The sequence below is a fragment of the Enterococcus lactis genome, from assembly GCF_015751045.1.
Classification (GTDB): domain Bacteria; phylum Bacillota; class Bacilli; order Lactobacillales; family Enterococcaceae; genus Enterococcus_B; species Enterococcus_B lactis.
Genome location: NZ_BNJW01000003.1, coordinates 40,650 through 60,270 on the forward strand (window position 1 = coordinate 40,650; position 19,621 = coordinate 60,270).

General features: G+C 39.6%; 19 protein-coding genes. 2 read left to right on the forward strand and 17 right to left on the reverse strand.

Going from position 1 to position 19,621, the window contains the following annotated elements:
* Positions 1-7 precede the first annotated feature (7 nt).
* The 12 genes from KFO35_RS02110 to KFO35_RS02165 all read right to left on the reverse strand — a co-directional run bounded on the left by KFO35_RS02110 (position 8) and on the right by KFO35_RS02165 (position 12,988).
* Positions 8-706 (reverse strand): CpsD/CapB family tyrosine-protein kinase, encoded by a 699-nt coding sequence (locus tag KFO35_RS02110; protein WP_002337316.1) that lies wholly within the window; start codon positions 704-706, stop codon positions 8-10.
* 12 nt (positions 707-718) lie between these two features.
* Positions 719-1,498, reverse strand: a complete 780-nt coding sequence (locus KFO35_RS02115; RefSeq protein WP_002308654.1) for a YveK family protein — start codon at positions 1,496-1,498, stop codon at positions 719-721.
* A 15-nt stretch (positions 1,499-1,513) separates the two neighbouring features.
* The gene (locus KFO35_RS02120; protein ID WP_070873102.1) at positions 1,514-2,458 is read right to left on the reverse strand and encodes an LCP family glycopolymer transferase; all 945 of its coding nucleotides are present in this window, start codon (positions 2,456-2,458) and stop codon (positions 1,514-1,516) included.
* Between the two features lie 45 nt (positions 2,459-2,503).
* Positions 2,504-3,283: a hypothetical protein gene (locus tag KFO35_RS02125; RefSeq protein ID WP_002377416.1), complete on the reverse strand. Its 780-nt coding sequence runs from the start codon at positions 3,281-3,283 to the stop codon at positions 2,504-2,506.
* Between the two features lie 384 nt (positions 3,284-3,667).
* Positions 3,668-5,743 carry a glycine--tRNA ligase subunit beta gene (gene glyS, locus KFO35_RS02130; protein ID WP_070873105.1) on the reverse strand — a complete coding sequence of 692 codons (2,076 nt, stop codon included), beginning with the start codon at positions 5,741-5,743 and terminating at the stop codon, positions 3,668-3,670.
* 1 nt (position 5,744) lies between these two features.
* Entirely contained in the window at positions 5,745-6,662 is a 918-nt protein-coding gene (gene glyQ / locus KFO35_RS02135) for a glycine--tRNA ligase subunit alpha (protein ID WP_002305598.1), read from the reverse strand.
* A gap of 385 nt (positions 6,663-7,047) precedes the next feature.
* Positions 7,048-7,860 (reverse strand): DNA repair protein RecO, encoded by an 813-nt coding sequence (gene recO / locus KFO35_RS02140; RefSeq protein ID WP_002314698.1) that lies wholly within the window; start codon positions 7,858-7,860, stop codon positions 7,048-7,050.
* A gap of 142 nt (positions 7,861-8,002) precedes the next feature.
* Positions 8,003-8,902, reverse strand: coding sequence for a GTPase Era (era, locus tag KFO35_RS02145; protein ID WP_156272077.1), 900 nt, complete (start codon positions 8,900-8,902; stop codon positions 8,003-8,005).
* A 14-nt stretch (positions 8,903-8,916) separates the two neighbouring features.
* Entirely contained in the window at positions 8,917-9,312 is a 396-nt protein-coding gene (locus KFO35_RS02150; RefSeq protein WP_002316408.1) for a diacylglycerol kinase family protein, read from the reverse strand.
* A complete protein-coding gene (gene ybeY, locus KFO35_RS02155; protein ID WP_002291700.1) occupies positions 9,296-9,772 on the reverse strand; it encodes an rRNA maturation RNase YbeY in 477 nt (158 codons plus the stop codon). The genes KFO35_RS02150 and ybeY overlap by 17 nt, the downstream gene beginning before the upstream one ends.
* 28 nt (positions 9,773-9,800) lie before the next feature.
* Complete coding sequence (locus KFO35_RS02160; RefSeq protein ID WP_002291699.1) at positions 9,801-11,993, reverse strand: HD family phosphohydrolase; 2,193 nt, start codon at positions 11,991-11,993, stop codon at positions 9,801-9,803.
* Positions 11,994-12,016: 23 nt separating this feature from the next.
* A complete protein-coding gene (locus KFO35_RS02165) occupies positions 12,017-12,988 on the reverse strand; it encodes a PhoH family protein (protein WP_002291698.1) in 972 nt (323 codons plus the stop codon).
* A 707-nt stretch (positions 12,989-13,695) separates the two neighbouring features.
* Here KFO35_RS02165 and brnQ point away from each other — a divergent pair.
* Positions 13,696-15,075, forward strand: a complete 1,380-nt coding sequence (brnQ, locus tag KFO35_RS02170) for a branched-chain amino acid transport system II carrier protein (RefSeq protein WP_002291696.1) — start codon at positions 13,696-13,698, stop codon at positions 15,073-15,075.
* Positions 15,076-15,230: 155 nt separating this feature from the next.
* Here the strand turns inward: brnQ and KFO35_RS02175 are convergent, their stop codons facing one another.
* From KFO35_RS02175 to KFO35_RS02185, 3 genes are all read right to left on the reverse strand, one after another.
* Positions 15,231-15,677, reverse strand: coding sequence for a GatB/YqeY domain-containing protein (locus KFO35_RS02175; protein WP_002291695.1), 447 nt, complete (start codon positions 15,675-15,677; stop codon positions 15,231-15,233).
* A 26-nt stretch (positions 15,678-15,703) separates the two neighbouring features.
* The gene (rpsU, locus tag KFO35_RS02180; protein ID WP_002287321.1) at positions 15,704-15,880 is read right to left on the reverse strand and encodes a 30S ribosomal protein S21; all 177 of its coding nucleotides are present in this window, start codon (positions 15,878-15,880) and stop codon (positions 15,704-15,706) included.
* Positions 15,881-16,041: 161 nt separating this feature from the next.
* Positions 16,042-16,470: a Fur family transcriptional regulator gene (locus tag KFO35_RS02185; RefSeq protein ID WP_002287322.1), complete on the reverse strand. Its 429-nt coding sequence runs from the start codon at positions 16,468-16,470 to the stop codon at positions 16,042-16,044.
* Between the two features lie 91 nt (positions 16,471-16,561).
* Between KFO35_RS02185 and KFO35_RS02190 the strand changes: the two genes are divergently transcribed.
* Complete coding sequence (locus tag KFO35_RS02190) at positions 16,562-17,422, forward strand: pyruvate, water dikinase regulatory protein (RefSeq protein ID WP_002291694.1); 861 nt, start codon at positions 16,562-16,564, stop codon at positions 17,420-17,422.
* Between the two features lie 83 nt (positions 17,423-17,505).
* Here the strand turns inward: KFO35_RS02190 and KFO35_RS02195 are convergent, their stop codons facing one another.
* Together KFO35_RS02195 and KFO35_RS02200 are read right to left on the reverse strand one after the other, a co-directional pair.
* Entirely contained in the window at positions 17,506-17,856 is a 351-nt protein-coding gene (locus KFO35_RS02195; RefSeq protein WP_002316410.1) for an ArsR/SmtB family transcription factor, read from the reverse strand.
* Positions 17,857-17,871: 15 nt separating this feature from the next.
* Positions 17,872-19,599 (reverse strand): phospho-sugar mutase, encoded by a 1,728-nt coding sequence (locus tag KFO35_RS02200; RefSeq protein WP_002291690.1) that lies wholly within the window; start codon positions 19,597-19,599, stop codon positions 17,872-17,874.
* Between the last annotated feature and the right edge of the window lie 22 nt (positions 19,600-19,621).

A 19,621-nucleotide genomic window follows, 5' to 3' on the forward strand; every position in this document is an offset into this window, starting at 1 on the left:
TTATTTCTTAATTCCCGTAGTAATAGCCGGCATCTTTGCTGTGTTCTGCCCCATTGTATACAACACCAAGGACTCGCGCTTGTACCATATCTAACAGTTCTTTTGCTTTAGTCAATGATTCTTTTCGTGACGTATTTTCACGTACGACCAATAAGGTGCCATCCGTTTTTGAAGACATGATCTGTGCATCTGTTACGGCAACGACTGGCGGCATGTCGAAGATCACTACATCAAATAGTTGTCTTGCTTCTGCTAAAATTTGATCCATTCTTGGCGAGCTTAGTAACTCTGATGGATTTGGTGGTTTAGGTCCACTTGGCAGAATCGACAAATTGTCGACTGGTGTTCGTTGGATCTCATCTGCTACACTTCCTGATGAACTAAGGACAGTACTTAATCCGCTTGCGTTGTTCAACTTGAACGTTTTATAGATGACGGGCTTACGTAAGTCTGCATCGACTAGCAGCACCCGTTGACCAGATTTGGCAAAAACAACGGCAATGTTTGCTGCAGTGGTCGATTTCCCTTCTCCAGGTCCTGATGAAGTCACAACAATCGTTTTGATTTGCTGACCAGCTGCGGAGGCAAACTGGATATTCGTCCGAATCGTACGATATTGTTCAGCGATTGGTGAAGAGGGATTTGTGAGTGTGACCAAACTGACTGCATGAGTTTGGGTTGCTTTTTGTTTCTGTGTTCGTGCCATTTTTCTTTCCTCCTAGACTCTTGAGCGGCTTCTGCGTGATGGCGCTGTTTTATCGTTTGTAGCTTTTGGTTGTGTCGGAGCTGGTCCTTTTTTACGGATACCAGCATTCAATTCTTTCGCTGACATTTCTGGTACAGTCCCTAAGATTGGGAAGCCTAATGTATCCGTCACATATTTTTCATCTTTCACTGTCCGATCGAGTAATTCAAATAAGAAAGCTAGACCTACGCCTACCATCATTCCTAACACTAAGCCAATCACTAGATTCAATTTATTATTTGGCGAAACAGGTGTCGTATTGGCAACTGCACCTGAGATGATCGAGATTTTATCGACATTCATCACATCTTTGGCGTTCTCTTGGAATACTTGTGACGTTGTATTAGCAATCTGTTGAGCCGTCACTGCATTCGTGCTTGTTGCTTGGATCGAGAACATTTGTGAATTTTGTGACTGATTGACGGAGATAGCATCTTTAATTTGTCCAGCAGTCATTTTCACATTGTCTTCTGTTTCTAAACGATCTTTGACTTCATTTAGTACTAGATCACTGACAATCATATCCTTATACGTATTGATCATTTGCAGGTTCGTATTGACATCATTGACATTTGCAGTATCTGATTGCGGCAGTGTCACAATCAATTGGGCTTGTGAGCTGTATTTTGGCGTCAAGATGAAAAACGTCACGATGCCTGAGATGGCCAAGCCAGCAAACATTGAGATGAGGATTGTTATCACGTGTTTGCGTAATGTTTCAAAAATTTCTTTCAAGCTGATTGTCTCTTCCATTTTTTCTCCACTTTCCTATTTATTCTCTAGATTCATTTGATCTTTTAATTCTTTTTTCACACGGTCAAGTTCTTGATCGCTGACTTTTTGGTATGAGATATTGTCTTGCATGAAGCCCTCTCCTTGCAGCTGATCTTGCTTGATCGTACCAAATGCATCCCGATAATCTAAAGCAATCTTTTTCATTTCATCAAAGCTCATGTCTGTTTTCATATTCGACTCTAGAGCATTCAAAACAGATTGATAGTTGCTTACACCGTTCAGACTCAATACTTTTTTCACTACACCTTCTACGATCTTTCTTTGACGTTCTTGTCTGCCGTAGTCACCGTTTGGATCTTCATAACGCATACGAGAATAAGACAATGCCTGATCCCCGTTCAATGTGATTTTACCGATCGTAAAATCATAGCCATCTTGTGAGAAGGTGAGGTCATTATTGACTTCGATACCACCAACTGCATCAACGAGTTCTTTTAGACCTTTCATATTGATTGAAACATAGTGGTCGATTGGGATGTCCACATATTTTTGTACGGTATCCATTGCCATAGCAGCTCCACCGAATGCGTAAGCGTGGTTGATCTTGTCTTTTGTATCATGTCCAACGATGTCGACATACGTATCCCGAGGAATGCTGACAATCGTTGTCTGTTTATCTTCAGGACTGACTGTGGCAACCATCATCGTATCTGATCGTCCTTGATCGACCCGTCCTAAATCTCCCGTATCGATCCCCATCAATAGGACAGAGAAGGATTCTTGTTTGTCCAGATCAACTGGTTTTGTTCGTTCTCCTTGGGTTCGTTCCACTGATTCGTAAGTTTTTTCAATAGAATGTGAGAGATCTAGATATAATTTTGCTCCTACTCCTACGATTGCTAATACTAATACGACAAGAATTGCTAAAATAATTAGAAATATCTTTTTCCCTCTTGATTTTCTTCTTCGTTTTGCCATAGTTTCCTCCGTTTGCTAGCTTTGCTTGAATCCTCGCTTTTACTATTAATAGCTCGTATTGCTATAGCCCATTTGCTGAGCGACTGTTTCTGCTTTTGACGCGTATGCGGCTCTTATTTTTTCATTCCGGATCTGTTCGATGAGACTGAGTGCGGTCAAATATTGATCGTAAGTAGCAGTAGCTGTTACTTGACCATCTTTCAGCATCGTATCGAATAGCTGATCTAGTTGCGTGACTTGTGCAATTTGGGTATCAGCGAATCCTAGATATTGCATAACGACTGTTTTCCAAGCACTATCCTTAAAAAAGCTCATATTTTCACGTACATGGGCGACATCTGCACTTGCCAACTTTTCTTTGATGATGACATCATCCACAGCTTGCTGCCAGTTTGATACGTTTTTAGTAAATAATTTATTGACAGCCGTCTGGATCTTCAGTTTTGATTCTGCATCCTCTAACTGTGTTAAGACTGCTTTCTTTTCTTCTTGGATCGCAGCAGCTTCTTTAGGTAATTCTGATTCCTTGATGTCATAATCATCTGCCGAAAGTTTGATAGAAGATAGTTTATGTGACAAATTTGAAACTGTTTCTTCTGTTATTTCAGGATTTAGGAAAATTTTTTCTTTTGTACTGTACAGCTTATCTACTTCTTTTGATAAAGAGGTCACGGTGTCTTTTTGATTGGTGATGGCAGATTCTGCGTAATTGATCCGTTGATGATGTTGCCGCTGATTATTGAAATGGTATCCAAACAAGCAAATCACAATAGCGCCTGTGCCTACCGCCACAGTAGCCAATAACTTGACGAACGGCTTTTCCATAGATTCACTCCTAAATATTGATGATAGATAAATAAAGATGTGATTCATTCACATCAGAATGACCGCTTTTTATTTTAAAAGCATAATTAAACTAATATATTCATAGAAATATTTATAAACAGGTTTTCCCTATATAATCATACCACAAACAGTTTTCTTGACTAGGGAAATTCCTAATTTAAAAGTAAATAAAACAGTAACAAGATTATGATTAATCGTTTTTATTTTTATTTCCTCTCTTTTCATGAGCATTTTGAAAATTTGAACAAAGAATAAAATAACAAAAATTATTAAAATAGAATTAATAACAGCTATTTATATTTATAACAAAAAAACAGAGACACAGCACGTTTCGTGCATGCTCTCTGTTTTTCAAACAAAAGATTATTTTGTGATGATTTGATCCAAACTTGCTAATGACAAAGCCATGGCAGCTATTTGACTAAGTTGTGTTAGTCGGTTCTTACGTACTGCTGGTTCATCAGCCATGACCATCGTTTGATCAAAATAATTTTCGATCAGTGGACGAAGAGCGACAAGCTGGTCGTAGTTTTCGTGGATCGTTTGGTCAGCAAAACTTGCTTTCATTGCTTCTACTGCTTTGTGTAATTCTTTCTCTGCGTCGTTTTCGAACAGCTTAGGGTCTACTTCTGATTGTTTTTCAAGTTGAGCTTTTTTCGCTAAATTCACGACACGTGTCAAAGCTTCCATTGACGGTTTGAAGTCTTCATCTGCAAGATGTTGTTTGAACAGTTGTGCTGCTGCAAATACTTTTGTCAGATCTTTTTGTTCCGCATTCAAAACAGCATCAATGACATCATGACGGATGTTCTTCGTGGTCAATAATTGGCGTAGACGCCCTTTGATAAAGTCGATCACTTGTTGTTGCCCTTCTGATAGACCAATGCCGAAACGATCCGTATCTTTACTGATAACATCACTAATCGTTTCTTGCAGAACAGACAAAGGAAAGGCCCATTTTTTCGACTCGATGATCCGAACGACACCGTATGCTTGGCGACGTAAGGCATACGGATCGTTTGACCCGCTTGGAATCATCCCAACTGCAAAGAAAGAAAAGATGCTATCTAATTTATCTGCAATCGCTAAAACAGAACCTACTGTAGACTGAGGTAGCTCTCCTTCACTGGATATAGGCATGTAATGCTCACGAATCGCTGTCGCTACAGCAGGTTTCTCGCCTTTCAGCAGAGCATATTTTTCGCCCATAATCCCTTGTAGTTCAGGAAATTCCCCTACCATGTTGGTTACTAGATCAAATTTATAGATTTCAGCAGCTCGTTGCAGATCCATCAATTCTTCCTCAGATAGTCCTACTTGTTCGCCAATGATATGGGCAATGACTTGTACCCGCTGCATTTTCTCATAGATACTACCGATTTTTTCATGGAAAGTAACAGTTTTTAGTTTTTCAACGTATTGGTCGATTGAAGCTTTCTTGTCTTCATTATAAAAGAATTCCGCATCTTCTAAACGAGCCGTCAATACTTTTTGATTGCCTCGAACCACATTTTCCAATTTTACCCGATCGCCATTACGAGCAGAAATAAAATGAGGAAGCAGCATACCTTGATCGTTCCGTACTTCGAAATAACGTTGATGTTCTTTCATAGAAGTGACTAGTACTTCTTCAGGAACAGAAAGATATTTTTCTTCGAAGTCGCCAGAAAAGACAGTTGGATATTCGACTAAATTGTTGACTTCTTCTAGTAAATCTTCGTCTAGATCAATAACCCAATGATTTTTTTCGGCTAATTCATTGGCTTGTGTAACGATCATTTCTTGTCTTTTTTGCGGTGAAGCAATAACGAATTGTTCATTCAATTTTTCTTCATATTCTTTTGCATGCGCAAATGTCACATCTTCGCCTAAGAAACGATGACCTCGAGAGGCTCTGCCTGTTTTGACATCTAAGATCTCAAACGGGATTACTTCGTCATCTAACAATGCCACGATCCAGTGAATAGGGCGGATATATTCAAAATCGTATTCTGCCCAATGCATCGTTACAGGGAAAGTCAGGCTTTTAATGACATCTGCTAAACCTGTCAATACTTCTTTTGCTTCCTTACCATGAGTGTATTTCGTTACATAGACATATTCTACACCTTTTAATTCTCTAAAAGTAATAGCATCTGTCGTCAGACCTTGTCCGCGGACAAATCCTTCCGCAGCTTTCGTCCAGTTTCCATCTGCATCCAAAGCAATTTTTTTGGCTGGTCCTTTGACTTCTTCTTCACTGTCCGCTTGACGTTCTGGAATGTTTGTTACTTTGATTGCTAAACGGCGCGGTGTGGAAAATGTTTCGATCGTACCATAAGTCAATTGGTTTTCATCTAAAAATTTTGCTGTTTTTTCTTCTAATTGTTTCATGCTTGGTGTGACAACATGGGCAGGCATTTCTTCCAGCCCGATTTCAAGTAATAAGTCTTTTGCCATCTTATTCAGCCTCCTTCACGGTTTCTGGATTTGCTGTGTTTTTATTCAACAAAGGGAATCCTAATTTTTCGCGTTCTGCCACAAAGATTTTGGCTACAGCACGAGCCATGTTGCGGATGCGAGAAAGATAACCGGCACGCTCTGTTACGGATACTGCACCGCGAGCATCTAATAAATTGAATGTATGGCTGCATTTCAAGATATAATCATACGCTGGATGAACAAGATTTTCATCGATACAGCGTTTAGCTTCTTTTTCAAAACGATCAAAGTTGCTTAGTAACAAGTCTTGGTCACTTACTTCAAAAGAATATTTGGAATGTTCATATTCTGGTTGTTTGAAGATCTCGCCATATTTCACGCCATCAGCCCATTCTAAATCATAGACACTTTCAACTTCTTGGATATAAGAAGCAAGACGTTCTAGTCCATAAGTGATCTCAGAAGTTACTGGTTTACAAGGCAGTCCACCAACTTGTTGGAAGTACGTGAATTGTGTGATTTCCATTCCGTCAAGCCATACTTCCCAACCCACACCGGCACAGCCCATGGATGGGTTCTCCCAGTTGTCTTCAACAAAACGGATGTCATGTTCTAATGGATCGATTCCTAAAAGTCGCAAGCTTTCTAAATAAAGTTCTTGGATATTCTCAGGTGAAGGTTTCATCACGACTTGGAATTGATGATGCTGATACAAACGGTTTGGGTTTTCGCCATAACGTCCATCAGCTGGTCGGCGAGATGGCTCTACGTAAGCAGCATTCCATGGTTCTGGTCCGATTGCCCGTAAAAAGGTATATGGGCTCATCGTACCTGCTCCTTTTTCTGTGTCATACGCTTGCATCAGCATGCAGCCGTTTGATGACCAAAATTTTTGTAATGTTAAAATCATATCTTGGACGGTCAATTTTTTACTCATCTGTTTTGCCCCTTTCAATTTTAAAGAGTTGCTGTCAAATAAGAATACAGGAAAGAAAACGACAAAAAATCCCTATGTCTGATTACAGACATAGGGACGAATAATTCGCGGTTCCACCCTACTTCCGAATAAAGATTCGGCAGCTTCATTTATCGTACTCGCAAGTGCCTCTTCAAAAATCGTTTGGGTCCGGCTCCCACTCTCCCGAACTCGCTAAACCACGTGTTTTTTACTGATCTTGGTCAATGTACGTATTCATTTTGCAGTTTTCTTGTTTCTATAATAGATCCTCTCAGTGAACGATCTATTTGATCTACGGTTAATAATAGACGGAACTCCCTGTGTTTGTCAAATGGTTTTGATTTTTTGTTGTATGTTTCATTTACTATTCTTCTTTTTTAGGTAGATCTTTTTCAGACATGTCTTTCTCTGGCGTCTTTAATACGTGTGCCCAAGACTTCATTTGATCAATGAACTTTTTGCTTTTCAAATGGATACCGACATATTCATCATACAGCTGGTCGATGAGTTCACGGATTGCTTGTTTGGTTTCTTCTTTCAGATGGATTCCACTGATTTTATCATAAGAAATAGCTGAAAACATCCGAACGAAATAAACAGCTCGAGGATCTGCATGATAACGGTGATCATCCATCGACCAGTGTCTTTCGCATATCACACCACCATATTTGGAAGAATAGTCAAATTTTCCTTTTGTTTCCCCACATACGACGCAGTGTGTCCAGATTGGTGCAATTCCGAAGCGTTGCAGTATTTGGACTTCAAAAATATTCGTGATGATTTCTGCATCATCTCCTTGGTCCATCCGTTGCAGTGCTTGTTGCGTAAACTGGAACAAATGCGGGTCGTACTGATGATCTTCGATTGCCGCATCTACTAGATTCAATAAATATGTGCCATAGCCGCTCAAAAAGATGTCTTCTTGGATGTGTCGAAACGCATGGACATCTTTGACACTGCTTAAAAATGACAGACCTTCACTTCGAAAATTCCCGATATAAACTGCTTCAGTAAAAGGGAGCAAAGCCGGAGCTAAGGGCTGATTTTGCCGATGGATCCCTTTGATATAAAACATCATTTTGCCAGAAGATTCTGTAAAGATTTTGACTAATTTATCTTTTTCTTTGTAATTACGGCTAGATAAAATCAAGCCTTTTGATTCTGCAAGCTGGCTCATATTCTCCCTCCTAAAAAATAAATCTGGAAAAGCAGATTCTGCCGATCCAGATCATTTATGTTGCGATCTTCCGCAGCTTTTCTCAACACGCGGATTTTTATCCAGTTTATTTCTATACCTAACTTACAAGAAGCTCAGAATATCAGTATTCGTCTTTTCGGTAGCCGAAGTCTTGCAGATAGACTTTTTTGTCTCGCCAGTCTTTTTGAACTTTGACCCAAAGTTCTAGAAAGACTTTGTCTCCTAAAAGATTTTCGATATCCTTTCTTGCTTTCGTTCCTACTTGCTTCAGCATTTTTCCGCCTTTGCCGATAATGATTCCTTTTTGGCTATCTCTTTCGACAATAATCGTAGCCTGGATATGGATTTTATCATTCTCGTTTCGCTTCATCGAATCAACAACGACTGCGACAGAATGAGGCACTTCGTCTCGTGTTAAAAACAAGACTTTCTCACGGATCAATTCAGAAACGATGAAGTATTCAGGATGATCAGTCACTTGATCATCTGGAAAATATTGTGGGCCCTCTGGCATTTCACTGACTAATACATCCATCAAACGTTCGACGTTGTTTCCTTCTGCAGCAGAGATTGGAATCACTTGTGCAAAGGGCATCTGCGTTGAATAATCTTCAATGATTCCCAACAACTCGTCTGGATGGATTTTATCGATTTTATTGATAATCAGATAAACAGGAGAATGCACGTTTTTTAGACGTTCAATAATAAAATCGTCTCCCCGACCGCGTTTTTGATCAGCGCTGATCATAAATAAGACCGCGTCCACTTCTTTCAACGCACTGTAAGCTGCTTCTACCATAAAATCTCCTAAACGATGCTTTGGTTTATGGATTCCTGGTGTGTCAATAAAAATCAACTGAGCTTCTGGTGTAGTATATACTCCTTGGATTTTATTTCTAGTTGTCTGTGCCTTATCACTCATGATGGCAATTTTTTGACCCACGATTCGATTCAATAAAGTGGATTTTCCTACATTCGGGCGGCCGACGATTGCGACAAACCCTGATTTATGTTCTGGCATATACGTTCTCCTTTTTAATTAAACAACAAATGATATATTTTAGGGACAAATAAAATCAACCCAACGATAACGGCAAAACAAGCGGTCACTAAAACTGCTCCAGCTGCCATATCTTTGATTTTTTTCCCAATCGGATGAAAATGAAAATCCGTAAACATGTCCACGACATTTTCAAAAACAGTATTGATGATCTCTACTATCCATACGAGAAAAACAGCTAAAAGCAGCCATAACCATTCTATCCGATCAAGTTGGAAAATCACGCCCATAAACAAAGCGAGGATTCCGAACGCAACATGTTTCCTCATGTTGCGTTCTTCCTCAAAAACGGTTTTGACTCCTTGGACGGCAAATTCCACGGACATCAGGAAATGTTTGTTTTTCTCTACGTTTTTATCTTTTAAGTCCATAGGCATCTAAGATCTCTTTCTGTAAACCAAACATTTCTTTCTCATCCTCTGGTGTCATATGGTCATACCCGTTGATATGCAAGAATCCATGAACCGCTAAAAAGCCAAGTTCCCGATCATACGAATGGCCGTAAGCTTCTGCTTGCTCTGCAGCACGTTCAGTAGAGATCATGATGTCTCCCAGTACACGAGGTAATGGATTCTCTCCATCTTCAAAAATCACTGGGATTTCGTCTTCGCCCTCTTCTTCCAAGGCAAAACTGATGACGTCTGTCGGTGCATCTTTTCCACGGTAATCACGATTGATTACTTGGATTGCTGCGTTGTCCATGAAAGTAACAGACATTTCTGTTTCTTCTGGCAACTCTAAATATGATGCTGCAAATTGCAACAAGTCGTCGATTTCTTTCATTTTCTCTTCTGATACTTGGTTTGTTTCATCCATGAAAGTAATATCCATTATACATCGCTTCTTTCTATTCTTCTTGCTATTCTTCTTGTTCTTCTTTTATCTTCTCAACTTCCGATTTCATTTTAGGATATTTGATCCGAGAATGGAAGGTACTGCTTAAACCGCTGATCAATGATTTTTCTACTTTACGGATTTCTTTTAACGTCAATCCACTGTCGTCCAATTGTCCATCGGAAATACGCTCTTCTATAAGATTATGGACAAAACTTTCGATTTTTTCGCTCGTTGGATGGTCCATTGCCCGTACTGCCGCTTCACAACTGTCAGCTATATTGACGATTCCTGCTTCACGGCTTTGAGGTTTTGGTCCAGGATAACGGAATTGCTCTTCCGTGACTTCCGGGTTGCGTTCCTTTGCCTTAACGTAGAAATAACGCATCAGCGTGGTTCCATGATGCTGTCTGCAAATATCGATCACCATTTGCGGCATATTATAATCTTCCAATATTTTGGCACCATCTGTCACATGTCCAAAGATAATATGTTTACTGTCTTCTGGCAATAAGAAATTGTGCGGATTTTCCGCTCCTGAAGGCAAGTTCTCAACGAAAAAGCTGGCGTGTTTGATCTTGCCGATATCATGATAATAGCAAGCTACTCGAGTTAGTAAAGAACGTCCACCGATTTCTGCTACAGCATTAGCACTTAGATTGGCTACCATCATGCTATGGTGATACGTACCTGGTGCTTCTTCCAGCAACTGTTTCAATAAAGGATGATTAGGATTGCTGAGTTCATTTAATACGATCACACTATCATCATTGACCATCAATTCAATATAGGGGTGCAGACCTATCGTCAGCAAGAATGAGAACAATGCACCTGTGAATCCGCAGACTAGCGTTAACCAAGTCGTTGCATCCCCAAAGCTCATTCCTTGGTAGATAATCAAAATGACATCCATCATCACAGGAAAAATAATGACCCACATAGCAGCGGATAACCCTTGTTCTGAGATCCGTTTGCGTCTGACGATCGTTGCCATGAGACCAGAAAATACATAGGACATCAAAATAACTGTCAGAAAGTTCGTGCCAATCGAATCATAAAAAATGAAAAGTGCGGATACTGCTTGGAAAATACCAGCCATGATCCCTGCTCTTCGATTCAAGAAAAAGCTTAAAACAAGTGGAGCAAAAGCCGCGGGGTAAAACAGCGGAATATAAGCAGCTTGTTCTGTTTGGAAGAGTTGGAAAAATTTCATTAGTACGACGCTGACTGACATTGCTGTCACGTAGAAAAGTACGTATTTTGTTCTTTCTCCTGCATTTTGAAATTGGAGTGAATTATAAATCAGTACACCGATTTGAAGCAAAACAGCTAAAACCATGGCAATGAGTGGGAAAATCGAAGTCGTTTGATTCGTCAATCCTAGTAATTCCAATTTTTTCATCGCTGAAGCATCAATTTGATTTCCTTCGCGAACAATGATTTCTCCTTGGAAGATCATCACTGGTTGTACAGCTTCTCGTGCAGATTGTTTTAATTCTTCTGTCTTTTTCTCATTCAATACATCATTGACTACAATGCCTTGATCCACTAAGTAGCGAATCATTTGTTGCTGCTCTGTTGTGACATTCAAATATTGAATCTGATCTTCTGCTTCTTGTTTAAAAGCTTCCAATTCGCTTTCACGAACTTGTTTACTCATCTGTTCGTCAATGAGCTTCAAACTTTCATCCCTAACCGTGTGAATTTCCGTTTCAGTCATTTCAAATATCGTCGAATAAAAATTGTTCGGCAGTTTTTGGTAAAACGCAACGTTTTCTGCATTCACGTTTTCAAAATTTTTCTTCAGTGTAGCAATCCGCTCTTCTGTAGTAGGTTTCGGGATATTTTCATCTTCCTTCGCCTTATCTACCTTGTCATTATAAGATTTGTTGATGGTATCATTCGTCTTATCGATCAATTCGAATAATTGCTTGATCCGATTGTTCTGGTCATCTGCCAGATCTTTTTGATAAGTATATTCTGGAGTCACTGCTTCTGCTGCCAGTTTTCTTCTTTGTTCGGTTTCTTCCGTGTTCTCGATCGTTTTATTCGCACGGATACTCTCTTCTGCTACTTGGCCTTCTCTAAAATCATTGGCCTTTTGTTTGACACTACTAAATGTAACGCCGCAGACAATGATAAAAAACAAGAACAGAAGGAAAGGCAATGCTGCCTTTCCGAGTTTTTCTTGTAGTTTCTGCAGTGTTTTATTCAACATGTGCTTATCCTCCTAAGCAAAGCTTATTCTTGATGAAGATCCGCCTTTTCATAAGCTTTGATGATTTCGGCAACTACAGGGTGCCGAACAACGTCACTTGCTTCAAAATTAACAAAATCGATTTTTTTGATTTGCTTTAGTGTTCGTTCTGCATGAACAAGACCACTTGTCGTCCCTCGAGGCAAGTCTATCTGACTTGTATCCCCATTGACAATCATTTTTGATTGATAACCGAGACGGGTCAAGAACATTTTCATCTGAGCGACTGTCGTGTTTTGTGCTTCGTCCAAGATAACGAATGCATCATCCAATGTCCGCCCCCGCATGTAAGCTAAAGGTGCGATTTCGATCACGCCTCGTTCCATCAATCGGTTCGTATGATCCAATCCAAAAATTTGGTATAAAGCATCATAAACAGGCCGCAGATAAGGATCCACTTTTTCTTTCAGATCCCCGGGTAGAAAGCCTAGGTTTTCCCCTGCCTCCACAGCGGGCCGTGTCAAAATGATTTTTTGCACTTCGCCTTTTTTTAAGGCAGCAATTGCTAATACTACGGCAAGAAACGTTTTCCCTGTTCCGGCTGGCCCTACACCAAATACGATGTCATGTTTGGCTACCGATTCAACGTATTTCTTTTGACCGCTGTTTTTTACCCGTATAGGTTTTCCATTACGGTCTTTGACGATCTCTTCCTCATACATCTCAACAAAATAATCTAATGTACCTTTTTGCCCCATTTTCAGTGCCGTCACAACATCTGGTGTACTTACGTGGATTCCTCGTTTGATCAATTCCTGTAATGTCCGAATGACTGAGGCAGCCAAGGAAATCTGGGATTGTTCACCAATGATCTGAATGATTTCTCCACGTGTATGGATGGTTGTTTCCGTTGTTTCCTCGATCAGTTTTATATGCTTGTCGTGTGCACCTAAAAGCATGCTGACATCATCAGCAGCTGTCAATCTAATCTCTAAAGAACTAGACTCTTCCGTCAAAAATAGACATCCCCTTTTTTTCGATTCATTCTTTCCTATTTTACCATACTCAGAAGAAACTATATAGCAAATAAGAAAAGGTTGTAAAAGAGTCGCTTAACCATACGTACCAAGAAACGTTAAAAAATAGCCGTTTTTCATTCGCTAAAGGTCTCGTTTTGATAAAAAGAATCTGAGAATGTAAGTTATATGAAAGTGGAGAACAAAATATTCCGTTTCATTCAGCAGGTATTCTCTAGGTATTTTTCTTGTTTCAAAAAAAGAAAACAAAATAGTTAAAATATTCTTGCATTTCAAAAAAAACAGGTGTATTATTACGTCAACAAATAAACATACAGCAAAGCGTCGAGGAAAACAGTAGGCTATTCAACGATTTATTCCCAGTGAGTCATGTAAGTGAGAAATGACAATAAATCGAATAGACGAACATCATTTCCGAGTCAATGTCGAAAACGTAGATCATTGTGGCTGCCTCCATTATCAGGCTAGCGGATAACTTTATCAAAAAGCGTCCGTGAATGAAGAAGCTTTTTTAAGCGAAAAAAGGTGGTACCGTTCTAGAATCTAGAGCCCTTTTCCCAAGTGGAAAAGGGCTTTTTTTTATATTTTAAGGTGGTGGTTTTCATGGAATCTGATATTAGTGGCATTACTAATTGCTGCAACGTCTATATCGTCAATCAAAATGATAATTATTGGAGGAAAAATTTATGGAAGAAACAAAAACTTATTCATGGAAACAACTATTGATGGTCAGTTCACTTATCTTCGGGATGTTCTTCGGGTCAGGTAATCTAATCTTTCCTGTCCACTTAGGTCAAATGGCTGGCGCAAACTGGGTCAGTGCTGGCGTAGGATTTGCCATCTCAGGCGCTCTTTTCCCATTACTAGCTATCTTAGCTGTAGTAGTGACAAAAAGTGATGGTCTGTATGACTTAGCTAAACCTGTCGGAAAATGGTATGCTGCCTTGTTCTTAATCCTTGTTCATTTGACGATCGGACCATTTTTCGGTACACCACGGACAGCTGCTACTGCTTTTGAAATGGCTGCTAAACCATTTTTGCCTGAAAAATATAATTCATTAGGTATGTTTTTATTCTCTGCTCTTTTCTTTTTACTTGCTTATTTCCTTACTGTCCATCCCACACGGTTGGTCAAATACGTCGGAAAGTATCTAAACTCCTTGTTTCTTGCATTATTAGCAATCATTTTTGTCGTTTCTTTATTCCACCCAATGGGAAATCTAAATCAATCTGCTGCAGATACTTACCAAACAAACGCTTTAACAAATGGTGTCCTAGAAGGTTATAACACGGTTGATGCAGTAGCCTTGCTTGCCTTAAGTGTCACTTTTGTCCATGCAGTCCGTGACCTTGGTTTCAAAGATAAAAAAGTCACAGAATTAACAGCAAAAGCTGGTAGCCTGAGCGTTGCGCTAGAAGTCATGATCTATTTTGGTCTTGTTCTTCTCGGTGCGATGAGTTTGAATAAGATGTCTTTATCAGAAAATGGCGGAACTGCACTTTCTCAGATCACTAATTTTTATTTAGGTAACTTCGGCGCTAGCTTCTTAGGAGTGATGGTCACATTAGGTGTCTTCACTACCGCTATGGGACTCGTTGTTTCTTTTGCACAAGATTTCCATAAACTGTTCCCTAAAGTCAGTTATATGACATGGCTGCGGTTAACGACTTTCGTCTCTTTTGTCGTTGCAAATGCTGGTTTGGACAATATCATCCAATGGTCTTTACCAGTATTGATGCTTTTGTATCCATTGTCGCTTGCGTTGATCTTGCTTTCCTTAACAGCAAAATTTTTCCAAAAGACACCATTTGTCTATCAAGTAACGATGTTGTTTGCTGCTGTTCCCGCCGTATTGGATATGCTGGCAAATTCGCCTGCTTTAGTGAGTCAACAAAGAGTTGTAGCAAGCATGCTCGAATTTTATCATCATCACGTTCCTTTTGCTGCATTAGGACTTGGCTGGATGGTCCCAACGTTACTTGGTTACGCTGGCAGCTTACTCTTCTATTACGCCTATCGCCTATCAGGGTACAAACAAGAAGCAAATGAACTACCAGAAGAATAACCAGATCAAACACAATTTAACATAAGAAATATTAAACAGGAAAAAACCAGCTAGATGAAAGAATCCTATTCTTTCGTCTAGCTATTTTTTAGATTTCTTTTTTACGAGCACAAAAAAACTGCGGACAATGATTGTCCGCAGTTTAAATGATAAAATTAAGATTGTAATAGTTCTTTCACAATGGCATTTACTTGGTTTCCATCTGCTTTTCCTTTGACTTTAGGCATGATCGCACCCATGACTTTGCCAAATTCTTTCATTGATGAAGCACCAGTTTGTGTGATTGCTTCTTGAACAAGTTGTCGAATTTCTTCGTCGGAAAGTTGTTCCGGCATGTATTTTTCGACTATCACAATTTCACTTTTTACTTTTTCAGCTAAATCGTCACGTCCTGCTTCTTCAAACTCATGCAAAGAATCACGTCGCTGTTTCATTTCGCGAGACAACACCGTTAATTCTTCTTCTTCTGTCAAGTCGTGACCTTCTTTAATCTGCTCGTTTTGTATAGATGACTTGATCATTCGGATGACTTGTAAAGATTCCTTATCTTTCGCTTTCATCGCTGTTTTCATGTCATCGTTTAATCTACTTAGTAGTGACACACTACCAACTCCAATTCATCACAGAACTAGAATTTTTTGCGTTTTCTAGCTGCTTCAGATTTTTTCTTGCGTCTTACACTTGGTTTTTCGTAGAATTCACGTTTACGAGATTCTTGTAAAGTACCCGCTTTTGACACGGAACGTTTGAAGCGACGAAGAGCATCGTCAAGTGATTCGTTTTTGCGAACGACTGTTTTTGACATGTTAATTCCCTCCCTCCGAGCTTAAAAAGTAACCGTAATTGTTATTGAAATATATCTCAAAAAACAAGACTGTCCTGTAAATATTATATCTAATGCTGTTTTGACCGTCAAGGAAATCTTGCTTTTTTTTAAAATTATCAAATGTTATTTTATTTAAATCCTTATTGACAATTTTCACATCTTCCGAAAATCTCGAATCTATGCCCTTCGATCGTACATCCACCGAGCTGTTCTTCGAAATAATTCATTGGACACATATGGATTTCTTTCGTTGTTCCGCACACCGTACAGATAAAGTGATGGTGATGGCCGATTTCCCCTTGACAGCAATGAAAACGAAACTTCATCTCTCCATTTAAATCGGTTTCTTCCAGTAAATCGATTTCTGCAAAATCATGGAGATTTCGATAAATCGTATCGTAACTTACTCCTTTGAATTCCTGATTCATATAGTCAAAAACTTCTTTAGCTGATACGTAGCGATTGCGCTTCACTAAATAAGTTAACAATGCTTCTCTTTTTTTAGTATATTTAAAACCGTTATTTTTCAATGTTTCTAGTGATTGTTCGATCAATGTCTGTTTTTTCATGACTTATTCCTCCAAATCAAAATGATTACGAAGTACACATTCTAGAGTATGGTATAATAAACATAAAAAAAATGCAAGTGAGGTTTTATCCATGTCTTCCGATTCTACAGAAATCGTTACTTTTTTTGTCATCTCCGACTCTGCTGGAGAAACTGCGACAAAATTAGCGCAAGCCACTATGGCCCAATATCCTAGCGTTGAGTTCAATTTATTCCGCAGAACATTTGTGACAGATGAGAAAACATTGATGCAGGCACTGCAAGATGCACTAGAAGAAAAAGCTCTTGTCCTGCACACATTGATCAATCAAGAATTGATCGAGATGACGCGTTCTTTTTGTGAAGAACATCAATTATTTAGTTTTGATGTGATGACTCCGCCGATATCAGAAATCGAGCGCTTAACTGGTATCAAGCCCATTCGGCAACCTGGCGCCCTTCATTTATTGAATGAGAACTATTTCAAACGGATCAAAGCAATGGAATTTGCTGTAAAATACGATGACGGGAAAGATCCTCGTGGGTTTCTAGAAGCAGATGTCGTTTTGCTAGGCGTATCCCGAACTTCCAAAACGCCTTTGAGCTTGTTTTTAGCTAACAAAAATTTAAAAGTTGCCAATCTACCTTTGATCCCACAAGCACATATTCCCAAACAGCTTTGGGAGATCGATCCTAAAAAAATCGTGGGACTGACGAATAACCCAGATATTTTAAACAATATCCGTAAAGAACGGATGCGCTCTTACGGATTAAATCCTGATACTGCTTATTCCGATATCGAAAAAATACGAGCTGAACTCGATTTTGCGAATGATCTTTATGAAAAATTGGGCTGCGTAGTAATCAATGTCGCTTCTTTATCTATTGAAGAAACAGCTTCGCTTATTTTGAATGCTTTAGACCTAGAAGACCATAGTTATTATGGAACTGAAACCACCGAAGAAACAGACTAACAATTTTTCTTTAAAAAAACTGGACTGTGTCAGCGAAGAAGATTCGTTGACACAGTCCAGTTTGTCTCTATTTGCACCTATCGTTATTGATGTTCCACATGTTTGAGTGTCTGGTTCAAAATATCCAGTACGTGAGAATCATCAAGACTATACAAAATCGCTTTTCCCTCACGATGGGACTTGACGACATGGTTTTCTCTTAATAAACGCAGTTGATGCGATACAGCAGATTGTTCCATTTCCACTGCTTGGGTGATTGCTGTCACATTTTGTTCCCCGTCTTTCAGATACAGCAGAATTTTGAGACGAGTGGGGTCACTCAACATTTTGAATAGTTGGCTGACTTTCTCTACTTTTGTTTTTTGCGTGTCTGGCAATCCATTCACCTCCAACTTGAAAAAAGACTGACTTCTAAAGTTTACCACTTTTTCCATCAGTCTCAAGTTTTTTTATTCTTCTGTCATCTTTTGGATAATCGCTTCATAAGCGGCTACTTTTTCAGCTGCGTCTTCTGAAGAGTTTCCTTTTACACCGATATAAAACTTGATTTTCGGCTCAGTTCCTGAAGGACGGATAGCGATCCAGCCATTTTCTTCCAGCGTATACTTCAATACATCAGATGGCGGTGTCGTTAGTTTTTCTACATTTCCTTCACGGTTTGTTCTCGTCAACTCTTTGAAGTCTTCTGTTTGGATGACTTTTGCTCCGGCAAATTCTGTTGGTGCTTCTTCACGGAATTTTTCCATCAAAGCAGAGATTTTCGCAGAGCCTTCTTGTCCGCTCATTGTCACAGAAATCGTTTTTTCTGCGTAGTAGCCATAGGTTTCAAAAATCGTTTGCAAGCCGTCATACAACGTTTTGCCTTGTTTTTTATAGTAAGCTGCTACTTCTGCTAATAAGAGCAATGCTTGGATCGCGTCTTTGTCGCGAACGAAAGGTTTAACTAAATAACCGTAACTTTCTTCGAATCCGAACATAAAAGTATGGGAATGATCTTCTTCAAATTGTTGAATTTTTTCAGCAATGAATTTGAATCCTGTCAATACATTGAACATGGTAGCCCCATAGTGTTCCGCAATTGCTGTAGGTAATTCGCTAGAAACGATCGATTTCAATACCGCTGCGTTTTCAGGTAAAGTGCCTCGCGATTGGTGTGCTTCCAAAATATATTGAGCAAACAGTGCTCCGATTTGGTTTCCGGTCAAAACTTCATAGGAGCCATTTGGCAAACGAACGGCTGCACCTAAACGGTCTGCATCAGGATCTGTTGCAATCAGCAAATCAGCGCCTTCTTTCTCGCCAAGTCGTATCGCATACTCAAAAGCAGAGTGTTCTTCTGGATTTGGTGATTTGACTGTAGTGAAATCTGGGTCTGCGACAGCTTGTTCTGGAACTAGTACGAATTGTTCGAATCCAGCTTGTTTCAACGCACGTTCGCCCAACATTTTTCCTGTTCCGTGAAGTGGTGTGTACACAAGTTTCAAATCTTTCCCCATTGTTTCCACCAATTCATGATCAATCGTTACTGCTTTGATTTCTTCTAGATAAGCGGCATCCACTTCTTCTCCGATGATCGTGATCAATCCGCTATGTTCAGCTTCTTCGTCAGATAATACTTCAACTTTTAACGGATTGCTGACTTCACGGACATATTTCGTCAATGCATCTGCGTCTGCAGGAGGCATTTGTCCCCCATCTTCTCCGTAGACTTTATATCCGTTGTAAGCTGCTGGATTGTGGGATGCGGTTACCATGATTCCCGCAAACGTCTTCAAATGACGGACTGCAAAAGAAAGCTCTGGTGTTGGACGTAGACTTTCGAATACATAAGATGGGATATTGTGATGTGCTAATGTTTTGGCTGCTTCCATGGCAAATTCTGGTGATTGATGGCGTGAGTCATAAGCGATAGCGACACCTCGGCGTTTTGTTTCTTCGCCTTGTGTATCCATGAAACGTGCAAGTCCTTCTGTTGCTTGTCTTACCGTATAGATGTTCATTCGATTGATCCCAGGCCCTAAGATTCCCCGCATGCCTGCAGTACCGAATTCCAACGGTGCATAAAAAGCATCTTCAAGTTTTTCAGGATCTTCACCCAGATCATTTAATTGTTTTTTTAAGTTTTCTTCTAAATTTTCTTCATGTACCCATTGTTCATACACTTGTTCCCAAGACATGAAAATAACACCTCTTTCTGAA